Below are 19294 nucleotides of genomic sequence, written 5' to 3'. Positions count from 1 at the left end.
CCGTTCCCCGAGCGCCCCGGCGGTTTTCCGCCGGGGCGTTCCCTCGTTCCCCGGTGCGGCGCAGAATGGCAGACATGGTCGAGACCGAGGCGCACACCGTTTTCCGCCAGGCACGGGACTTCCTGCTCGACCATCGCGACGACTACGACACCGCCTACCGGGACTTCGCCTGGCCCCGGCTCGAGCGGTTCAACTGGGCCCTCGACTGGTTCGACGTGATCGCCCGGGACAACGACGCCCCCGCGCTCTGGATCGTCGAGGAGGACGGGACCGAACAGCGCGTCTCGTTCGCCGCGATGTCCGAGCGGTCCAGCCGGGTGGCCGGCTGGCTGCGTGACCAGGGCGTGCGCCGCGGCGACCGGATCGTGGTGATGCTCGGCAACCAGGTCGAGCTCTGGGAGACCGTGCTCGCCGGGATCAAGCTGGGCGCGGTGCTGATCCCGGCCACTCCGCTGCTCGGGCCGGCCGACGCCGCCGCCCGGGTGGCCCGGGGCGGCGCCCGGCACGTGATCGCGATGGCCGGCGCGACCGACAAGTTCGACCAGGTGGATGCGGACATCACCAGGATCGCGGTGGGCGCGGCCGATGGCTGGCGCGATTTTCGTACGGCCTACGCGTCGAGCCCGCACTTCACCCCGGACGACGTCACCGAGGCCGGGGACACGCTGCTGCTCTACTTCACCTCCGGCACCACGGCACAGCCCAAGCTGGTCGAGCACACCCACGTGTCGTACCCGGTGGGGCACCTCTCGACGATGTACTGGATCGGGTTGCGCCCCGGCGACGTGCACCTGAACATCTCGTCACCGGGCTGGGCCAAGCACGCCTGGAGCAACGTCTTCGCCCCGTGGAACGCGCAGGCCTGCGTGTTCATCTACAACTACACCCGGTTCGAGCCGGGCCGGCTGATGGCCGAGATGCAGCGCTGCGGGGTGACCAGCTTCTGCGCGCCACCGACCGTCTGGCGGATGCTGATCCAGGCCGACCTGACCGAGCTGAAGACGCCGCCCCGGGTCGCGGTCGGCGCCGGCGAACCGCTCAACCCCGAGGTGATCGAACAGGTCGCGGCGAAGTGGGGCGTGACGATCCGGGACGGCTTCGGGCAGACCGAGACGTCCGTGCAGATCGCCAACAGTCCCGGCCAGCCGGTGAAGCCCGGTTCGATGGGACGGCCGGTGCCGGGCTTCCGGATCGCGCTGCTCGACCCGGTCACCGGCGCCGAGGCGACCGAGGGCGAGATCTGCGTGGCCGTGGAGCCGCGGCCGGTCGGGCTGATGGTCGGCTACCACGGTGACCCGGAGCTGACCGCCCAGCGGATGGTCGACGGTTACTACCACACCGGTGACGTCGCCTCCCGGGACGACGACGGCTACATCACGTACGTGGGCCGCACCGACGACGTGTTCAAGGCGTCCGACTACCGGATCTCGCCGTTCGAGCTGGAGAGCGTGCTGATCGAGCACGAGGCCGTGGTGGAGGCCGCCGTGGTGCCGTCGCCCGACCCGGTGCGGCTGGCCGTGCCGAAGGCGTACGTGCTGCTCGCCGACGGATGGGCGGCGGACGAGACGACCGCGGCGGCGATCTTCGCGCACGCCCGGGAGCACATGCCGCCGTACGCGCGGATCCGCCGGCTGGAGTTCGCCGAGCTGCCCAAGACGATCTCCGGCAAGATCCGGCGGGTGGAGTTGCGCGCCGCCGAGGTGGCCAAGCACGCCGACGTCACTGCCACCCCACCGGGCGAGTTCAGCGGCTGATCGCCCGGCTATCTTTGCCCGATGCCGCGCCGCCGCCTGTTCTATCTGCTCGCCGTGTTCGCGATGCTCGGGCAGATGGCGTTCGCCATGGTGACCACGGCACGGCAGCAGACGCCGACCATCGACGAGCCGGTCTACGTGGCCACCGCCGCCGTCTACACCCAGCAGCACAGCCTGCGGTACAACCCGGAGCACCCGCCGCTCGGCAAGCTGATCATGGCGACCGGGCTGCTGTTCAGCGGCACGAACGAGCTGGATCCGGCGTACCCGGGCAGTCAGAGCGCGCTCGGGCGGCACCTGCTCTACGAGAGCGGCAACAACCCGTTCCGGCTGCTGTTCGCCGCCCGGCTGCCGATCATTCTGCTCACGCTGCTGTTCGGGCTGGTGGTGCTGGTCTTCGCCCGGGACCTGACCGGGCCGGCCGGCGGGCTGGTGGCGCTGGCGCTGTACGCGTTCTCACCGGATGTGATCGCGCACGGGTCGCTGGCCACGCTGGACGTGCCGGCCGCCGGGATGCTGCTGACCGCGTTCTGGCTGGCCTGGCGGGGACGGGAGCGGCCGTGGCGCTACCTGCCGCTGGCCGGGGTGGCACTCGGTGCGGCCCTGGCGACCCGGGCGAACACGCTCGTGGCCGTACCCCTGCTGGTCCTTGTGGCGGCCTGGTCCATGTGGCATGCGCAACGTGCGCAGCCTGCCGCAACCGGGCTCGAAGCGGCCGACGCGGAAGCGGCGCCCGATCCGGAAGCAGCGGCCGCGCCCCCGGCGAAAACGGTCACGCGGCGGCTGCTGTTCAGTGCCGGGGCGCTGATCGGAACCGGACTGATCGCGGTCGCCGTGGTCTGGGTCGTCTACCTGGTCGTCGATCCGCACCTGCGCTGGACCACCCCGCCGCGCCTGCCGCACCCGGACGGGCTGAAGGGCCTGGCCGTCGACTGGCTGCCGTTCCCGCAGGCCTACCGGGACGGCATGCTGATCCAGTTCAAGTTCGAGCGGCAGACCTTCAACGGCTTCCTGCTCGGCGAGGCCTACCGGGGCAACCTCTGGTACTACCTGCCGGTCGCGCTGCTGATCAAGACGCCGCTGGGGATGCTCGTGCTCTGGGCGGCCGGCGCGGTCACCATGCTGTTCGTCCCCCGGGTCCGGGCGGCCGCGGTCTACCTGCTGCCGGTCTCGGCGCTGCTGCTGCTCGTCGCGATGACCGGCTCCCGGGACTACGGCACCCGCTACGCGATCTTCCTGCCGCTCTTCCTGTCCGTCGCGGCGGCCTCCGTCACCCTGATCAGAATCCGCTGGGTGCTCCCGGTCGCCGCGGTCCTGGCGCTGACCGTCGCGGTCAGCTCGCTGCGGACGTTCCCGTACTACCTGCCGTACTCGAACGAGGCCTTCGGCGGGACCGCGAACACCCATCTCAACCTGCACGACTCCAACGTCGACTGGGGTCAGGACCTGGCCCGGCTGTCGCAGAAGCTCAAGACCGACTACGCCGGCGAGAAGATCTGGCTGATCTACAAGGGCAGCGGGGTACCGGCCTATTACGGCATCAACGCCGCGAACCCCTACGCGGTCCCGTTCGAGCAGGTGCACGGCATCCTGGTGGTCTCCGACTCCCGGGTCGCGCTCGCCAGCCCCCGGCTCAAGCCGTTGCTGGACAGCAGCACGCCGATCGACCAGGTCGGGTACTCGATGACGATCTACCGGCGGTAGAAAACCGCCCCTGGTGGTTACCGGCCGGTAATGCTTAGGTGAAGCGATGACGCATTACGACATCGTGATCGTGGGCAGCGGCTTCGGCGGCAGTGTCAGCGCGTTGCGCCTGACCGAGAAGGGCTACCGGGTCGGTGTGCTCGAGGCCGGTCGCCGCTTCACCCCCGACACGCTGCCGAAGACGTCATGGGACCTGCGGAGTTTCCTCTGGGCGCCGAAGTTCGGTCTGCGCGGGATCCAGCGGATCACCCTGCTCAAGGACATCATGGTGCTGTCCGCGGCCGGGGTCGGCGGCGGTTCGTTGGTGTACGCCAACACGCTCTACCAGCCGCCCGCCCCGTTCTTCGCCGACCCGCACTGGGCCGGGATCACCGACTGGGCGCAGGAGCTGGCCCCGCACTACGACCAGGCGTCCCGGATGCTCGGCGTGACCGAACAACCGACGATGACGCCCTCCGACGTGGTGATCAAGCAGGTGGCCGAGGACATGGGCGTCGGGGACACGTTCCGGCGTACCCCGGTGGGGGTTTTCTTCGGTGAGCCGGGGAAAACCGTGCCGGACCCGTATTTCGGCGGGGCCGGCCCGGACCGGACCGGCTGCACCGAGTGCGGCAACTGCATGATCGGGTGCCGGGTCGGCGCGAAGAACCGGCTCGACGTCAACTACCTCTACCTCGCCGAGAGCAAGGGCGCCACCGTGCACCCGGACACCGAGGTCACCGCGCTGCGGCCGGCCGGCGACGGCTGGCGGATCGAGACACGTACCGGCACGTTCACCGCCGATCAGGTGATCCTCTCGGCCGGCGCGCTCGGCACCCAGCGGCTACTGCACGCGATGCGGGACACCGGCGTGCTGCCCCACCTCTCCGATCGGCTGGGTTCGCTCACCCGGACCAACTCGGAGGCGCTGCTCGGCGCGGAGACCAAGAAGGTGCCGGCCCAGCCGTTCTCCACCGGGGTCGCGATCACCTCGTCGTTCCACCCGGACCCCACCACCCACATCGAGCCGGTCCGCTACGGTCCGGGCAGCAATGCCATGGGTCTGCTCTCCACGCTGCTGGTGGACGGCGGCGGCCGGATGCCGCGCCCGCTCCGATTCCTCTGGAACTGCGTGCGTCACCCGATGGTGCTGGCCTACTCGATCTCGGTGCGCCGGTGGAGTGAACGGACCATCATCGCGCTGGTCATGCAGACTTTGGACAATTCCTTGACGGTACGACGGACCAGGCGCGGCCGGCTGACCACCCGCCCCGGCCACGGTGACCCGAACCCGACCTGGATCCCGGCCGGTCACGACGCGGTGCGCCGGATCGCCGACCGGATCGACGGCTTCCCGGGCGGCACCGTCGGGGACATCTTCAACATCCCGATGACCGCGCACATCCTGGGCGGCGCGACGATCGGCGAGTCCGCGGCAAGTGGCGTGGTGGACGGGTACCACCGGGTGTTCGGCTACCCCGGCCTGCACGTGGTGGACGGGTCCGCGGTCCCGGCCAACCTCGGGGTGAACCCGTCACTGACGATCACGGCACTCGCGGAGCGGGCCATCGCGCTGTGGCCGAACAAGGGCGAGCCGGACGTGCGGCCCGCGCTGGGCGCCGCGTACCAGCGGGTGGCACCGATCCCGCCGCACTCCCCCGCGGTGCCGGCACACGCCCCGGCCGCTCTCCGCCCCCACTGACCCTCGCCGCGCGGCTAGCGTCCTCGCTATGACTCTCACCGGAAAGACCGCACTGGTGACCGGAGGCTCGCGCGGCATCGGGCGGGCCATCGTCCGCCGCCTGGCCGCGGACGGCGCCCGGGTCGTCTTCACCTACCACTCCGACCGGGATGCCGCGGACAGCCTGGTCGCCGAACTCGACGACGCCGTCGCGGTCCGCTGCGACCAGGCCGACCCGGCCACCCTCCCGGCGATCCTCGAACCGGTCCGGGACGGGCTGGACATTCTGGTCAACAACGCCGGGGTCGCCGACCACACCACGATCGCCGAGGTCACCCCGGCGGCCTTCGACCGGGTGATGACGATCAACGCGAAGTTCCCGCTGCTCGCGGTCCAGGCCGCCGGCCCGCTGCTGCGCGACGGCGGGCGCATCGTCAACGTGTCCACGCTGAACACCGTGGTCGCCGGGCCCGGGATGGTCCTCTACTGCGCCAGCAAAGCGGCATTGGAGCAGGTCACCGCGGTGGCGGCGAAGGAGTTCGGCCCGCGCGGCATCACCGCGAACACGGTCTCACCGGGCGCCACCGACACCGACATGCTCCGCGGCGTGAACTCACCGGAGGCTATCGCGGCGACCGCGGACTTCACTGCGCTCGGCCGGCTCGGTCAGCCGGAGGACGTGGCGGCGGTGGTCGCCTTCCTGGCCGGTCCGGACTCCGGCTGGATCACCGGCCAGAACATCCGCGCCACCGGCGGCCTCCTGATCTGACCCGGGCCCGGTCTCCAGATCCGGCGCGGGGCCCGCGGGGCGAGGAGTTGGGGCGAGCCGCCCCGGCACCGGAGAATCGGCGACGAGGCGGCTCGAATTCAGGGGCACCGGATCAGGGGCCGGTGCGGGTACCCTCAGCCGCGGGCTGAGTGGGCGCCGGGGCGGTGCCCGGCGGGACGGGGCGCACGGTCGCCACCGCGGTGGCGATCACGAACGCCACCAGGGTAGACAGTGCAAGAACCCGGACAGCGCGTCTCATCGAGTCTCCTGAAGGCCTGGGAGCGCTCCCAGCTGCGACGTTACCGCACATTCACGAGTTCGAAAAGGGTCTGCGGCGACCCATTACGAGCAGCGCCGACCACCCTCCGCTCCCGGACGGATGCGCAGAGGAATTGCGACATGCCAAGAGAGGCAATTTGCAATGCGTGCCATGTGCGCGACACAATGAATGTGACGACGACTAATCGCGGCATGCCCCTCGCTCGCGTACAGCCGTCACCCGAATGACATCGCTGTAGGAGCGAACACAACATGGCCAAGCAGATAATTACCCTTCTGACCGACGACCTCGACGGCGGGGAGGCCGACCGCACCGTCGAATTCGGACTCGACGGCGTGAACTACACGATCGACCTGTCCGAGAAGAACGCCGGCAAGCTGCGTAAGGCCCTGGAACCGTTCCTCTCCGCGGCCACCCGGCTGGGCCGTTCCGGCGTCACTCCGACGGTTGCCCGCCGGACCGCGCCGGCCGCCTCCAGCCGGACCAGCCGTGACCAGAATCAGGCCATTCGCGAGTGGGCCAACAAGAACGGCTACCCCGTTTCCGAGCGTGGCCGGATCCCGAGCAACGTCGTCGAGGCGTACCACGCCAAGCGCTGATTGACCGCATGCTGTGAAACGGCGCCACCGGGTCTCCCCGGCGGCGCCGTTTCGCGTGAAAGAGCAGGCCACGGCGGAGTGAAAGCCCTGCTCACGATCGTGGCGGCCGGAACGGGAGCCGGCGAGGCGTGGCCCGGTACGGAACGGGACGCCCGGGAAAGCGCACGGAACGGCGACCGGCGGAAAGCACCGCCCCGCGCGGAACGGCGACGGGGAAAGGGCAGGTCACGATCCTGACGCCGGAGAACGCCGAGCACGCTCGCCCACGAGATGGACGCGGATGATCGGCGTCAATCCGCGCTCGCCGGCGCCGCCGATCCGGGCCGATTCCGCCGATCATTGCCGGAACAAGGATCCCCCATGATCTCCAAGATCGGGGCGGGAGCGCGGGGATCGGTGCCGGGGCGGCAATTCGCCGGGCGAACCGGAATGACCGGGAGAAGTGGCCGCCGGCGGCATCCGGGCACTGCCACCGAGCGGATCACCGCCGGTGGAGGCGGGACGATCGAAGGCGTAGCCCGGGTCGTACCGGAAATTTTAAAGGCGAACCGGAAATCGTGACGCCGGGCCGGTACCGGGCCGACCTGTCGCCACCGGACCGGCGCAGCCGGTGAAACACCGGAATGGCGGCGGGAAACCGATTCGACGCGGCCGGTGCGGGTACGCCGTCCAGCATGCGTGTCGTCATCGTGGGCGCGACCGGTAACGCCGGTACCGCGCTGCTGCGCCGTCTCCGCAACGAACCCGGCGTCGAGGTGATCGGGGTCGCCCGGCGCCTCCCGGAGGACGGCAGCCCGCACGCCGGCCTGGAGTGGCACTCGGTGGACATCGGCCGGGACGACGCGCAGGCCCGGCTCACCCAGATCTTCGCCGGCGTGGACGCGGTGGTGAACCTGGCCTGGCAGATCCAGCCGAGCCACGACGCCCGGCAGCTGTACCGGACGAACGTGCTGGGCAGCCGCACGGTGTTCCGGGCCGCGCTGCGCGCCGGGGTCGGCACGCTGGTGCAGGCGTCCTCGGTCGGGGTGTACGCGCCCGGGCCGAAATGGGCGTACGTGAAGGAGACCTGGCTGCGGACCGGCATCCCGGAGTCGTCCTACAGCCGGCACAAGGCGCTCGTCGAACGGATGCTCGACGAGATCGAGTCGGATCACCCGACGCTGCGCGTGGTCCGGCTGCGACCGGGACTGATCTTTCAGCGGGACGCCGGGACCGAGACCGGCCCGCTGGTGCCCGCCCGGCTGCTGCGGTACGGCCGGGTGCCGGTGCTGCCGGCCCACCCCGGGCTGCGGCTGCAGGCGGTGCACGCGGACGACCTGGCCGACGCCTACCTGCGGGTGCTGCGCGCCGACGTGCGCGGCGCGTTCAACATCGCGGCCGGGCCGGTGCTCGATCCGGCGGCGCTGGCCCGGGCGTTCCACGGGGTGGCGGTGCCGGTTCCCGGGTTCGCCCTGGAGGGCGCGGCCGCGCTGAGCTGGCTGCTGCGTCTGCAACCTGTCGATCGCGGATGGGTCCGGCTGGCCTTGAAGGCGCCGTTGATGTGCTGTGACCGCGCCGCCGAGCAGCTCGGCTGGCGGCCCCGGACGAACGCGGTGAGCGCCCTGCACGAGGCGGTCGCGGGGCTGACCGAGCGGGCCGGGCGGGCCGGGCAGGCCAGGCGGGCCGGGCGGCCGGCGGGTGGGCCCGGCTGGTTGTCAGGGGTGTCACGAAAGGTCTGAGGCACCCCGCAGAGCCAGCCGACGACCGGGAGACGCGCCGCGGTCCGGTGCGGCGCGGGTGTCGCGTCGCCTCACGGGCGGGACTCGGCTCGTAGCCTACGGACGGGCGCTCGATTGTTCGTACCGTAAAAAAACGAAGCGGTCAGACGGCGACCGACGTGCTGGCGCGCATCCAGGCGAGGACCTCGGTGGGGCCGAGCGGACTGGAGAACAGGAAACCCTGGCCGAGCGGACAGCCCAGTTGCAGCAGCACGTCCCGGTGGGCCACGTCCTCGATCCCCTCGGCCACGATCGTCATCTGCAGGGACCGGGCCAGGCTGATGATCCCGCCGACCAGGGCGAGCGGCTGCGCGCTGACCACGATGTCGTCGATGAACGTCTTGTCGATCTTCACGACGTCGATCGGGCGCTGGCGCAGGTAGCCGAGCGAGGAGTAGCCGGTGCCGAAGTCGTCGATGGCGATCCGGATGCCCATCTCGCGCAGCGTGCCGAGGTCGGCCCAGACCTGCTGCTCGTCGTCCTTCATCAGCAGCGTCTCGGTGATCTCCAGCATCAGCGACTCCGGCGGCACACCGGTGTGGTGCAGCGCGGCACGCACCTGGTCGACGAAGCCGGGCTCGCGGAACTGGCGGACCGAGACGTTCACGCTCATGTACGGGGCGGGTGCGGGCGCCAGGATCCGCCGCCAGTCGGCGACCGTGCGCAGCGCCTCCTCCAGCACCCAGCGGCCCATCGGCACGATCAGCCCGCTCTCCTCGGCCACCTCGATGAACTGGTCCGGGGTGATCACGCCACGGGTCGGGTGGTGCCAGCGGACCAGTGCCTCGAAGCCGACCGCCGCGCCGGTGGGCAGGTCCACGATCGGCTGGTAGTGCAGCAGGAAGTGGCCCTCGTTGACCGCGTGGTCCAGCGCCGAGCGCAGCTCCAGGCGCTCCACCATCTCGTCGTGCAGGTGCCGCTGGTAGCGCCGCCACTGGTTCTTGCCGGCGCCCTTGGCCACGTAGAGCGCCAGGTCGGCCTGGCGCAGCAGCTCGGCCGAGTCGGTCGCCTCGAGCGTGGTGGTGATGCCGATGCTGGTCATCGCGTACAGCGGCTTGGCGTCGGTGTCGATCGGCGTGCCGAGCGCGGCCAGGATCCGGTTCGCGGTCTCCTCCACCGCGCCCGGGTCGTCGGCGTTCTCGATCAGCGCGGCGAACTCGTCGCCGCCGAGCCGGGCCGCGGTGTCGTCGGCGCGCAGCGAGGCGGCCAGCCGGTGCGCCACCTCGATCAGCAGCTGGTCGCCGATCGCGTGGCCGAGCGTGTCGTTGACGATCTTGAAGTCGTCCAGGTCGATGAAGAGCACGCCGACCACCGAGCCGTCCCGGGCGCTGCGGGCCAGGGCGTGCTGGAGCCGGTCGTGGAAGAGCACCCGGTTGGCCAGGCCGGTCATCGCGTCGTGGAACGCCTGGTGGGTGAGCTCGCGCTCGAGTTTGCGCTGCTCGGTGACGTCCCGCATGGTGATCACCAGTCCGGCCACGCTGGGGTCCGCGCGCAGGTCACGGCAGTGCAGTTCGAGGAGCAATTCGGTACGCCGGACGCCCACCGCCCGGAAGTCGAACTGCTGCTGGTCGAACTCGCCGGCCCGGGCCGCGTCCAGCACCCCGGCCAGCCGGTCCCGGTCACCCTCGTGCATCACGTCGGTGACCCGCACCCCGGTCGGGTCGGCCCCGAAGACGCCGAGCGCGGACGGGCTGGCGTACCGGATCCGGTCGTCGTGATCGACGATGGTGATCACGTCGGCGGTGTTCAGGATCAGCGTCCGGAAGTACATCTCGCTGTTGCGCTGGGCCACCTCGTGACTCAGCGCGACCCGCTCCAGGGCCAGCGCCACCTGCCCGGCCAGCACCTCCACCGACCGCTGCAGCTCGCGCAGCGCCCAGCTCGGCGCGCCCACGTGCAGCACACCGACGAGCGGGTCGCCGGTCGGCCGGTCCGGCAGCACCATCGGGCAGCGCAGCGTCTCGGCGAACTGGGTGAGCCGGACCGAGACCGCCCAGTCCACGTCGCGGGTCTGCACCACCCGGCCCGAGGTGCCGGTGGCCCGGTCCACCGCGGCCTGCGCGGCGGCCTCCGGGGCCGGCTGCTCGGGCTGCGCGATGCTGATCGCCAGCACCACGCCGTGCGGCACGTCGCCGGGCAGCAGCTGGGCCACCGTGGTCCGGACCGCGAGCCCGACCGCCTCGGCGTCGGCCGCCGAGACCAGCGCCGCGGAGGCCTCGCGCAGCGCCCGCTCCCGGGCCAACGCCTGCCCGTGACTCGTCATGATCCCGGACATCCGGGCCAGCACCAGCATCACCATCAGCAGGCTCAGCGCGGCGACCAGGAACAACCCGGCCACCTGACTGTCCTGGAAGAGCTTGACCATCAGTACGGCCGGCGCGGCCAGCGCGGCGACCGCGAGCAGGGCGAGCCGCCCCCGGCTGGTCTCGGCGGCCGGCACCACCGACGGGCGGGTCAGCTCGGCCATCGACGGGATCAGCGCGGCCATCCCGGCGGTGGCGTACAGCGCGAGCTGCCCGTACGCGGACTCCCGGGCCACGTCGGCGATCAGCATCACGCCGGTGCCGGCGCCCAGCCAGTACCCGGAGGCGACCAGCCGGCCGGGCACCGTGGCCAGCCGGATCAGCAGTCCCAGGCAGAGCAGGTCACCGACCGGCATGGCGAGTTCCGGGCCAACGCTGAAGTCGCCGTCCAGCTGCGGGCCGACCACGAACGTCCAGATCAGCAGCGCCACCCCGGACGTGACGATCAGCGCGTCGAGCAGACCGGGCACGTCCCGGGACGCGCCGGTGCGCCGGGCCACGAACCCGGCCAGCGCGAACGCCAGCACCGGGTAGGAGATCAGCAGCAGCGCGACGCCGGCCGAGTCCAGCCAGCCCAGCCACTGGGTGAGGAACGCGGGCGCCGAGGCGAGCGCGCCACCGAGCCCGGAGAGCAGGGCCGCGCCGGAGAGCAGCCACCACGGCACCCGGTCGTCCGGCTGGCTGCGGTACGTGCCGAGCAGCACGGCGCCGGACGCGGACAGGCCGCCGATCAGGCAGAGCCAGCCGTGCAGGGCGGGTTCCAGGCCATACACCACGCCGAGGACCACGATCCAGGCGCCGAAGAGGGCGGCCGGCCACCGCGTGGGCATCCCGCTGCCTCCCCGACCTCGATCCGCTGCGACGTACTGATCGGCCCCAGGATCACGGATCTGAGCGAAAGGGCACAATCGTCTGGTGCTCCTCGAGTTCGTACGCGCCCACACCGTGCTCGCACCGGTCCCGTTCGTCCCGGAGATCAACCTCCGGCAGGCCGAGGAGCCGATCGCGCTCTGGGAGGCCACCGAGGCGGCCGGTCCTGAGCAGCCACCGCCGTTCTGGGCGTTCGCCTGGGCCGGCGGGCAGGCGCTGGCCCGGCACATCCTGGACGACCCGGAGCTGGTCGCCGGGCGCAGCGTGCTCGACCTGGCCACCGGCTCCGGCCTGGTGGCGGTCGCCGCGGCGAAGGCCGGTGCCCGGCCGGTGACCGCGAACGACATCGACCCGCTGTCGCTGGCGGCCGCCGCGGCCAACGCCGAGGACAACCGGGTCGAGGTGCGCACCGTCGAGGCCGACCTGCTGGACACCGACGACCGGTACGGGGTGATCCTGGCCGGTGACGTCTTCTACAGCCGGGAGATGGCCGGGCGGGTGCTGCCGTACCTGCGCCGGGCAGCCGGCCGGGGCTCGCTGGTGCTGGTCGGTGACCCGGGCCGGGCCTATCTGCCGATGGGGCTGCTGAAGCGGGCCACATACGACGTACCGGTCTCGAAGGCGCTGGAGAGCGTCGACGTCCGCCGGACCACCGTTTGGCAGGTTGTCTGACCTTTTGCTGGCATTTCGCCTGTCGGATTCCCGACAGCGCCCCGGTGCCCCGTCGCTTTGGCTGGACCCGGGGTACCGCCATGGAACTGCGCCAGCTCAGAATGTTCGCCGCCCTCGCGGAGGAATTGCATTTCGGCCGGGCCGCCGCCCGGGAACGGGTCGCCCAGTCCGGGCTGAGTCAGAGCCTGAAACGGCTGGAACGCGAGCTGGACGTCGTCCTGATCGAGCGGGACACCCACCACGTGCATCTGACCCCGGCCGGCCGGGCGTTCCTGGCCGAGACCCGCCGCGTCCTGCTGCACCTCGACCGGGCCACGGCCGCCGCGCAACGGGCCGCCCGGCCGGTGCGCCGGCTGCGCGCCGGGATCGTCGACGCCAGCTACGAGTCGATGCCGTGCATCCTGCGCCGGCTCGAGGAGCAGCACCCGGACCTCGAGGTGCACACCGTCGAGGCGGGCGCCTGGGAACAGTTCGACCTGCTCCTGGACGGGGTGCTGGACGTGGCGGTGGGCCGGGCCACGATGGCGCCGGTCGGCATCGCCGCCGAGCTGCTGCGCCTCGACCCGATGGGCGTGCTGATGCTGCCCGGGCACCGGTTCGCCGAGATGCCCGCGGTGCCGGTCGGCCGGCTCGAAGGAGAGCCGCTGCTGATGGCGGAACGACGCCGGACCGCCGACCTGCGCCGTTTCATCACCGACCTGTGCCGGTCGGTGGGGTTCCCGCCGACGTTCTACCGCGGGACCGTGGAGAGCGTGAACGCCGGCGCCGACCTGGTCCGCCGGGGCCGCTGCCTGCTCTGCGCGCCGGCCTCGTGCCTGCCGGAGCCGTCCGGGCTGGCCTGGCGGCCGCTCTCGGCGCCGGCCGCGCCGTACCCGTGGTCGGTGCTCTGGCGCGAGGGCGACCCGTCGCCGATGGTCGGCTCGGTGCTGGCCTGCGCCCGGGCCCTGTCGCGCGACCGCGGGTGGCTGTGACCTGCGGTTATCACGACCGCTGATGAGCCGTGCGGGAATCGGCACTTTCCGGCCGCCGCACCCTTTCGTTAACTGGACCGGTGCCCAGCCGGCCAGAAGGCGAACCGGTGGAGGCGACTCCCGGATTCCAGGCCTGGATCGCGCGGTTCCGCACCGTCCGCGTGGACGGTGAACCGCTCTGGGTCGTCGGGGGCGACCAACTCCGGGACCACGCTCAGATGACAGATCTGTTCAGGAGGCTCCACCATGCCGAAGACACCGAGCGGGAAGGGCGGTAAACGACCGCCCCGGAAGGCCCCGGAGCCGGAGCCGGCCGGCGAGGACATCCAGGTCTTCGACCTGGACGATCTCGAAACCCCGGTGGTGACCAAACCGCGGGACATGCCGGTTCCGGAACCGGCGAGCAAGCGTCCCGCGCGCCAGAAGGCCACCAGCGGACCGCCATCGGTCTGGGTCGACGGCGAGGCGTTCCACCGGGTCGAGGGCGACATCCTGCTCGACGAGGACCAGTTCCACATCTACCGGGAGGCGCAGCGGGTCCTGCAGGGGCACCGGGAGACCACCCTGCTGTTCGAGAAGGCCGGGCTGCAGACCGCTCAGGTCCACCAGTACGGTGCCGCGACCAGCGCGCTGGTCGGCATCGTGGACGGCGGCAAGCTGGTGCGCTGGGCGCCCGGCACGGTCCTGCGCTACTGCGTGCTGCGCCAGACGTTCCCCGAGCACGAGTGGTACACCGAGATCGTCGAGAACATGCTCCGGGCCACCGAGGACTGGGCCGCGGTCTGCGGGGTGGACTTCGAGTACGTGAAGAAGGCCGACGACAGCGACAGCCTGCGCCCGCCGGGTGTGGTCTTCCCGGTCCGGCACATCGACACCGGCGGGACGTTCATCGCCGCGGCGTTCTTCCCCAACGACCCGGTCAGCCGGCGCCGGGTCCTGATCGACCCCTCCTACTTCAGCACCACCGGGTACAACCGCGTCGGCGTGCTGCGGCACGAGCTGGGCCACGTGCTCGGCTTCCGGCACGAGCACACCCGGTCCGGCGCGCCGCAGGTCTGCCCGGACGAGGACATGACCGGCACGTTCGACCTGACCGCGTACGACCCGCACTCGGTCATGCACTACTTCTGCGGCGGTGTCGGCTCGCGGGCCCTGGCGATCACCGAGGTGGACCGCGCCGGTTCGCAGTTCCTCTACGGCCCGCCCCTCAACCGCTTCCAGCTCCTGAAGCCCTGAAAGGTTGATCAGAGATGACCACCATCAGCGAGACCAGCACTCCGGCGACCACCGACAGCCAGACCTCGGCGCCAACCTCGGCCGCCCCGGCCCAGCGCCGCAGCTACCTGCCGGCCAAGTCGACCGACCGCCGCCCGGTGACCGACCCCGAGGCGACCCTGCGCGAACAGCTCGACGACCAGCGCTACCTGGACATGCGCACCGACATGGGCCTGCAGTACGTCGACGGCCTGCGGATCCCCAGCTACGGCGACATGTCCGTACCCGGATACCGGATGGTGCCGGTGAACGTGGCCCGCGAGTACGGCCTGGCCGGGCTCACCGAGGGCGAGGACCCCCTGGAGGAGATCGAGATCGACGAGCCGACCACCGAACCGGTCGGCGCCGTGGACGGCAACAGCGTGCCCACCTTCGTCGAGGGCATCAGGGGCCAGCACCTGTTCGACATCCTGAACGCCACCCTGCTCGCCCAACTCGCGGCGAACGCGAAGTTCGACCGGGAGCAGGACCCGATCAACTGGACCCGGTTCTACGGGAAGGTGCTGGAGAACGTCGGCTTCGTCGTACCGGAGTTCTCGTTCTTCGGGCTGCGCTCGAAGGACGCGCGGTTCAGCATGGACCAGGCCGTACTCAAGGTGATCGCGGCGATCCTGACACCGACCCAGGTCGAGCTCGCCAAGGCGTCCTTCGACGCCCTGCAGAGCCTGCGCTCGGACGACCGGCGGCTGCAGATCTTCCGCCGCAACTCCAGCGACAACCGGTCCGGCAACTTCCAGATCAGCTCGGTCGGCGAGAGCTCCGCGGGGATCGTGTCGCTGAAGCTGAACGCGTTCTTCTTCAAGACCGACGAGCAGGTCACCGACGTGCTCTGGTTCAAGTTCCGCAGCGCCAGCACCACGTTGCAGGCGACCCGGACCACCCTGGTGCTCAACGACCAGGTGTACGACCGGCTCCGGCAGTCCATCCTCGACAAGCTCGGCAACCGCGGCCTGAACTTCATCGGCGGCCTCGAGCTGTCCGACGTCTGAGGCGGCGTACCCATGTCCGACCTGCGCTCCTTCGTCCGTGACCTCGACATCGGCCCGGTCCTGGACGGGTCGGTCGACCTGGACGGCCCCGCGGCTTCGGCCGCGGTGGTCTCCGGGTGCGTGGCGGTGTTCTCCGCCGCCACCTCCACCGCGCACAAGCGGGACGTGCTGCAGTGCCTGCTGCTCGCGCAGCTGGCCGCGAACGCCAAGGCCGACCGGCACCGGGACGCCACCACCTGGTACGGCACGTATCAGAAGACCCTGGAGCAGGTCGGCTGGGTGGTGTCGGCGAGCAGCCGGTCCAGCCGGTTCCGGGCGTCCACCGCGCACTTCACCATCGGCGACGTGGCCGCCGACTCGTTCAAGGAACGCAACGAGCCGGGTGAGACGGCCGCGGTCGCCGGGGCGTTCCAGTCCTTCGCCGCGAACCCGGGGCTGGCCGCGAACCTGGTGTTCGAGTGCCCGAGTCACTCCGGCGGGATCGGCAACCTCCAGGTCGCGCTGGCCGACGAGGCGGAGAACGGCACCGTCGGCCTGCAGGTGCTGGGCGTGACCTTCGAGACCCCGGAGTACGTCGCGCGCCTGGTGACGCACGACTTCGGGGAACAAGCCAAGATCCAGGTGTCGTACACCGCGTCCACGTTGAACGAACAGACGTTCGGCAAGGTGCGTGCCGCGATCGACAAGAAGCTGGCGGGCCGGTTCGACGCGTCGGTGGCGGTCATCTAGACCCGCCCGCCTATTGCAAGATCAACTGGGCCAGGGCGTGGCCGTCCTCGACGGTCACGTCCGGTTCCGGGCTGAGCACCGGGTCGTCCGGGTCGACCCGGCCGGACGGCATCAGGACGGCCCGGCCCACGTCGGCGCGCCGGGCGCAGGCCACGTCCCGGCGCCGGCTGTCCCCGACGAACCAGCACCCGGACGGCGGCACACCGAGCGCGTCGGTGGCGTTCCAGATCATCTGCGGGTTGGGTTTGCGGACACCGGCCTCGTCGCTGTAGACCTGCACCGCGAACAGGTGCCCGACCCCGGCCTTCGCCAGGAAGTCCCGGTGCGCGGCCCCGCACAGCGTGTTGCTGACCACGGCCAGCGGAACCCCGGCCGCGGTGTACGCCGCCAGCGCCTCCGGGATGCCCGGCCGCAGCTCCCAGTCGTCGCGCCAGGCCCAGTCGTAGCTGAGCTTGGCCACCGCGCCCCGGACCGGCACCTGCGCGGCCGGCGGCCAGCCCCGGATCACGAACCGTTCCCAGACCTCGGCCTGCGGCAACTCGTCCGGCCAGTCCTCGTCCCGCCACCGGGAGTAGGCCTCGGCCCCGTCGGTGAGGCCCCGCTGGATCTCGCCCGGCTGCAGCGCGCCCCGGACCAGGTTGAAGATCCGCAGCACCAGCTCGGGCGGGGCGATCCGCCGGGAGTCGCGGGCATCCGCGAGCACCCCGCCGAAGTCCAGCAGCAGCGCGGCCGGGATCACCGCTGCCCCAGCGTCCAGGCGCGCACCCCGCCGACGATGCCGGCCGTGTTCGGCACCACCACCACGTCGTCACCCATCCGGGCGAGCTGCGCCGCGGTGATCAGCCGGGAGTTGCCGCCGCCCAGATAGACCCGGTCCCAGAGGAAGACCGGCCGGAACCCCTCGATCACGTTGCGGACCCGGCGGGACCAGAGCGCGTCACCGAGCCGGCGGCGCTCGTGCTCACCGATGTAGGTGTCGTAGGACATCCCCCAGCGCACCGGGGCCTGGGACATCTCCAGGTGCGGGGCCAGCTCGCCGCCGTCGAAGAGCGCACAGCCCAGCCCGGTCCCGAGGGTCAGCACCAGCTCGCAGCCGGTGCCGGCGACCACACCGGCGCCGTGCACCTCGGCGTCGTTGAGCACCAGCGTGGGCAGCCCGAACTCCTCGGCCAGCGCGGTCCGCGCGTCGAACCCGCGCCACGCCTCGAGCAGCTCCGGGTCCACCTTGGTGCGTGGCCCGCTCCTGGTCACGTAGTGCGGCGTCGCCACCACCACCCCGTGCCGGATCATGCCGGGCATCCCGACCGTGACCCGATCCGCGTTCGGCAGCTGCTCGGCGAGCGCGACGAGCGTCTTCACGAACAGGTCAGGCGGCAGAGGATAGGGCGTGGGCACCCGGATCGGGTGGGCCCGCATGGTGCCCGCCTCATCCAGCACCGAACCCTTGATCCCGCCGCCGCCGCAGTCGATCGTCAGCGTGAAAGCCACCCGGCCAGTCTGCACGCGAACCACCTCCCCGCACCGCAATTGTGCCGGGACACACCCGCCTTCGGCCTTTCATTTTTTCGTACGAATACGGAGCGCCCGTCCGCAGGCTACAAGCCGAGTCCCGCCCGTGAGGCCGCCGCGAGACCGCAGCCACCCCCGACCGCCACGCGCCTCCCGACCCGCCGCAGCCCTTGCGTGGGGAGTTGCGGTGCGCTCCGCACCCAAAATCCCCACGCCCGAACCGCCGCAGCCTTGCGTGGGGAGTTGCGGTGCGCTCCGCACCCAAAGTCCCCACGCCCGAACCGCCGCAGCCTTGCGTGGGGAGTTGCGGTGCGCTGCGCACCCAAAGTCCCCACGCGGGGTCGCTACGGCGGAGGGTCAGTTGGACTCTTCGGCCCAGACTCGCCAGTTGTCGAGGACGCCGTGCAGGGCCGGGGTGAGCCAGCCCGGGGCGGAGCGGCGGAAGACGCCCGGGTCCATCGTTCCGGCGCCGGACGGCAGGGCGCCGACCAGGTGCGGGACCAGGTCGCTGAGGTTGGCCCAGTGGACGAGTTCGGGGTCGGCGGGCCAGGCGCCGAGGATCACCTTGGCGGAGACGCCACGGCGGGCCAGGGCCTCCAGGGTGAGCGCGGTGTGGTTCAGCGTGCCGAGGCCGGCCCGGGCGACCACCAGGACGTTCGCGCCCAGCGCGGTGGCCAGGTCGGCGAAGGTCCAGGCGTCGCCGGACGGGCGGAGACCCATCGGCACCAGCAGGCCGCCCGCGCCCTCGACCAGGACCAGGTCGTGCTTGTCGGCTTCGGCACGGATCGCGTCGACCACGTCGTAGAGCTCCAGCGGCGGCAGCTCGGCGACCCGGGCGGCGGCCAGCGGGGCGAGGGGCTCGGGGTATTCGGCAAGGGTGCGGACGGTGTCCGGGCCGGCCAACCGGGTGATCACCTCGGCGTCGGTCGGTGCACCGGTGATCGTGCCGGTCTGACCGGGTTTGATCACCGCGACGCGCAGACCGGCGGACTGTGCCACGGAGGCCACCGCGGCAGTGGTGATGGTCTTGCCGACCTCGGTGTCGGTGCCGGTCACCAGGACGATCCCGTGCCACTCGATCGGGTCGGCGATCCGGCGCGGAGCCGGCCCCTCCATCGGGGACTCTTCGACCGCCGCGGGCTCGGCACCCGGCGAGGCAGGCTCGGCGCCGGGGGAATCAGACCCGGCACCCGGCGAGGCAGTCTCGGCGCCGGGGGAATCGGACCCCGCACCCGGCGAGTCGGACGGCGGGTCGGACCCGGCGGCGGGCGGCGCGGTGCCGGCGGAACCAGCGGCCCCTGGCGCAGACCCCGCGGAATCCGGCGAACCGGAGGCGGCGGAGGGGTCGGCCGGGGCGGGCTCAGGGTCGGCGGGCGGCGCGGTCACACCCTGCGACGGTACGCCAACACCCCGCCCCGCGTCCCCGAGGTGTCCACCCCCGTGCGCGTACAGC

General features: G+C 71.6%; 16 protein-coding genes. 12 read left to right on the top strand and 4 right to left on the bottom strand.

Annotation, left to right across the window (positions count from 1 at the left end):
* The first annotated feature begins 74 nt into the window (after positions 1 to 74).
* The 7 genes from ADL15_RS14360 to ADL15_RS14335 all read left to right on the top strand — a co-directional run bounded on the left by ADL15_RS14360 (position 75) and on the right by ADL15_RS14335 (position 8484).
* Positions 75 to 1754 (top strand): AMP-binding protein, encoded by a 1680-nt coding sequence (locus tag ADL15_RS14360; RefSeq protein WP_067689711.1) that lies wholly within the window; start codon positions 75 to 77, stop codon positions 1752 to 1754.
* 21 nt (positions 1755 to 1775) lie between these two features.
* A complete protein-coding gene (locus ADL15_RS14355; protein ID WP_067689705.1) occupies positions 1776 to 3458 on the top strand; it encodes a phospholipid carrier-dependent glycosyltransferase in 1683 nt (560 codons plus the stop codon).
* Between the two features lie 46 nt (positions 3459 to 3504).
* Positions 3505 to 5139 carry a GMC oxidoreductase gene (locus ADL15_RS14350; protein ID WP_067689702.1) on the top strand — a complete coding sequence of 545 codons (1635 nt, stop codon included), beginning with the start codon at positions 3505 to 3507 and terminating at the stop codon, positions 5137 to 5139.
* Positions 5140 to 5167: 28 nt separating this feature from the next.
* A complete protein-coding gene (locus ADL15_RS14345) occupies positions 5168 to 5887 on the top strand; it encodes an SDR family oxidoreductase (protein ID WP_067689699.1) in 720 nt (239 codons plus the stop codon).
* 531 nt (positions 5888 to 6418) lie between these two features.
* Positions 6419 to 6766 carry a histone-like nucleoid-structuring protein Lsr2 gene (locus tag ADL15_RS14340; protein WP_067689694.1) on the top strand — a complete coding sequence of 116 codons (348 nt, stop codon included), beginning with the start codon at positions 6419 to 6421 and terminating at the stop codon, positions 6764 to 6766.
* Positions 6767 to 7126: 360 nt separating this feature from the next.
* Positions 7127 to 7327, top strand: a complete 201-nt coding sequence (locus ADL15_RS52905) for a hypothetical protein (RefSeq protein ID WP_157441354.1) — start codon at positions 7127 to 7129, stop codon at positions 7325 to 7327.
* 113 nt (positions 7328 to 7440) lie between these two features.
* The gene (locus ADL15_RS14335) at positions 7441 to 8484 is read left to right on the top strand and encodes an NAD-dependent epimerase/dehydratase family protein (protein WP_067689691.1); all 1044 of its coding nucleotides are present in this window, start codon (positions 7441 to 7443) and stop codon (positions 8482 to 8484) included.
* A gap of 142 nt (positions 8485 to 8626) precedes the next feature.
* Here ADL15_RS14335 and ADL15_RS14330 read toward each other — a convergent pair whose 3' ends face one another.
* Positions 8627 to 11656: a putative bifunctional diguanylate cyclase/phosphodiesterase gene (locus ADL15_RS14330; RefSeq protein WP_067689688.1), complete on the bottom strand. Its 3030-nt coding sequence runs from the start codon at positions 11654 to 11656 to the stop codon at positions 8627 to 8629.
* Between the two features lie 85 nt (positions 11657 to 11741).
* On the opposite strand from ADL15_RS14330, the gene ADL15_RS14325 reads away from it, so the two are divergent.
* From ADL15_RS14325 to ADL15_RS14305, 5 genes are all read left to right on the top strand, one after another.
* On the top strand, positions 11742 to 12368 hold the full coding sequence (locus ADL15_RS14325; RefSeq protein ID WP_067689685.1) for a class I SAM-dependent methyltransferase: 627 nt from the start codon (positions 11742 to 11744) through the stop codon (positions 12366 to 12368).
* Between the two features lie 80 nt (positions 12369 to 12448).
* The gene (locus ADL15_RS14320; protein ID WP_083971233.1) at positions 12449 to 13339 is read left to right on the top strand and encodes a LysR family transcriptional regulator; all 891 of its coding nucleotides are present in this window, start codon (positions 12449 to 12451) and stop codon (positions 13337 to 13339) included.
* A gap of 246 nt (positions 13340 to 13585) precedes the next feature.
* Positions 13586 to 14575 (top strand): zinc metalloprotease, encoded by a 990-nt coding sequence (locus ADL15_RS14315; protein WP_067689679.1) that lies wholly within the window; start codon positions 13586 to 13588, stop codon positions 14573 to 14575.
* A gap of 14 nt (positions 14576 to 14589) precedes the next feature.
* Positions 14590 to 15603, top strand: a complete 1014-nt coding sequence (locus tag ADL15_RS14310) for a hypothetical protein (RefSeq protein WP_067689676.1) — start codon at positions 14590 to 14592, stop codon at positions 15601 to 15603.
* 12 nt (positions 15604 to 15615) lie between these two features.
* A complete protein-coding gene (locus ADL15_RS14305) occupies positions 15616 to 16332 on the top strand; it encodes a hypothetical protein (protein WP_067689673.1) in 717 nt (238 codons plus the stop codon).
* Positions 16333 to 16342: 10 nt separating this feature from the next.
* Here ADL15_RS14305 and ADL15_RS14300 read toward each other — a convergent pair whose 3' ends face one another.
* From ADL15_RS14300 to bioD, 3 genes are all read right to left on the bottom strand, one after another.
* Positions 16343 to 17071, bottom strand: a complete 729-nt coding sequence (locus tag ADL15_RS14300) for an HAD family hydrolase (protein WP_083971231.1) — start codon at positions 17069 to 17071, stop codon at positions 16343 to 16345.
* A complete protein-coding gene (locus tag ADL15_RS14295) occupies positions 17068 to 17820 on the bottom strand; it encodes an ROK family protein (protein WP_067689667.1) in 753 nt (250 codons plus the stop codon). The genes ADL15_RS14300 and ADL15_RS14295 overlap by 4 nt, the downstream gene beginning before the upstream one ends.
* Positions 17821 to 18198: 378 nt before the next feature.
* Positions 18199 to 18957 (bottom strand): dethiobiotin synthase, encoded by a 759-nt coding sequence (gene bioD, locus ADL15_RS14290; protein WP_067689664.1) that lies wholly within the window; start codon positions 18955 to 18957, stop codon positions 18199 to 18201.
* Positions 18958 to 19294: the final 337 nt, after the last annotated feature.

This window comes from Actinoplanes awajinensis subsp. mycoplanecinus (genome assembly GCF_001509495.1).
GTDB classification, from domain to species: Bacteria; Actinomycetota; Actinomycetes; order Mycobacteriales; family Micromonosporaceae; genus Actinoplanes; species Actinoplanes palleronii.
The sequence above is the reverse complement of the archived record's forward strand: the minus strand, read 5'-3'. Positions and strand labels throughout refer to the sequence as shown.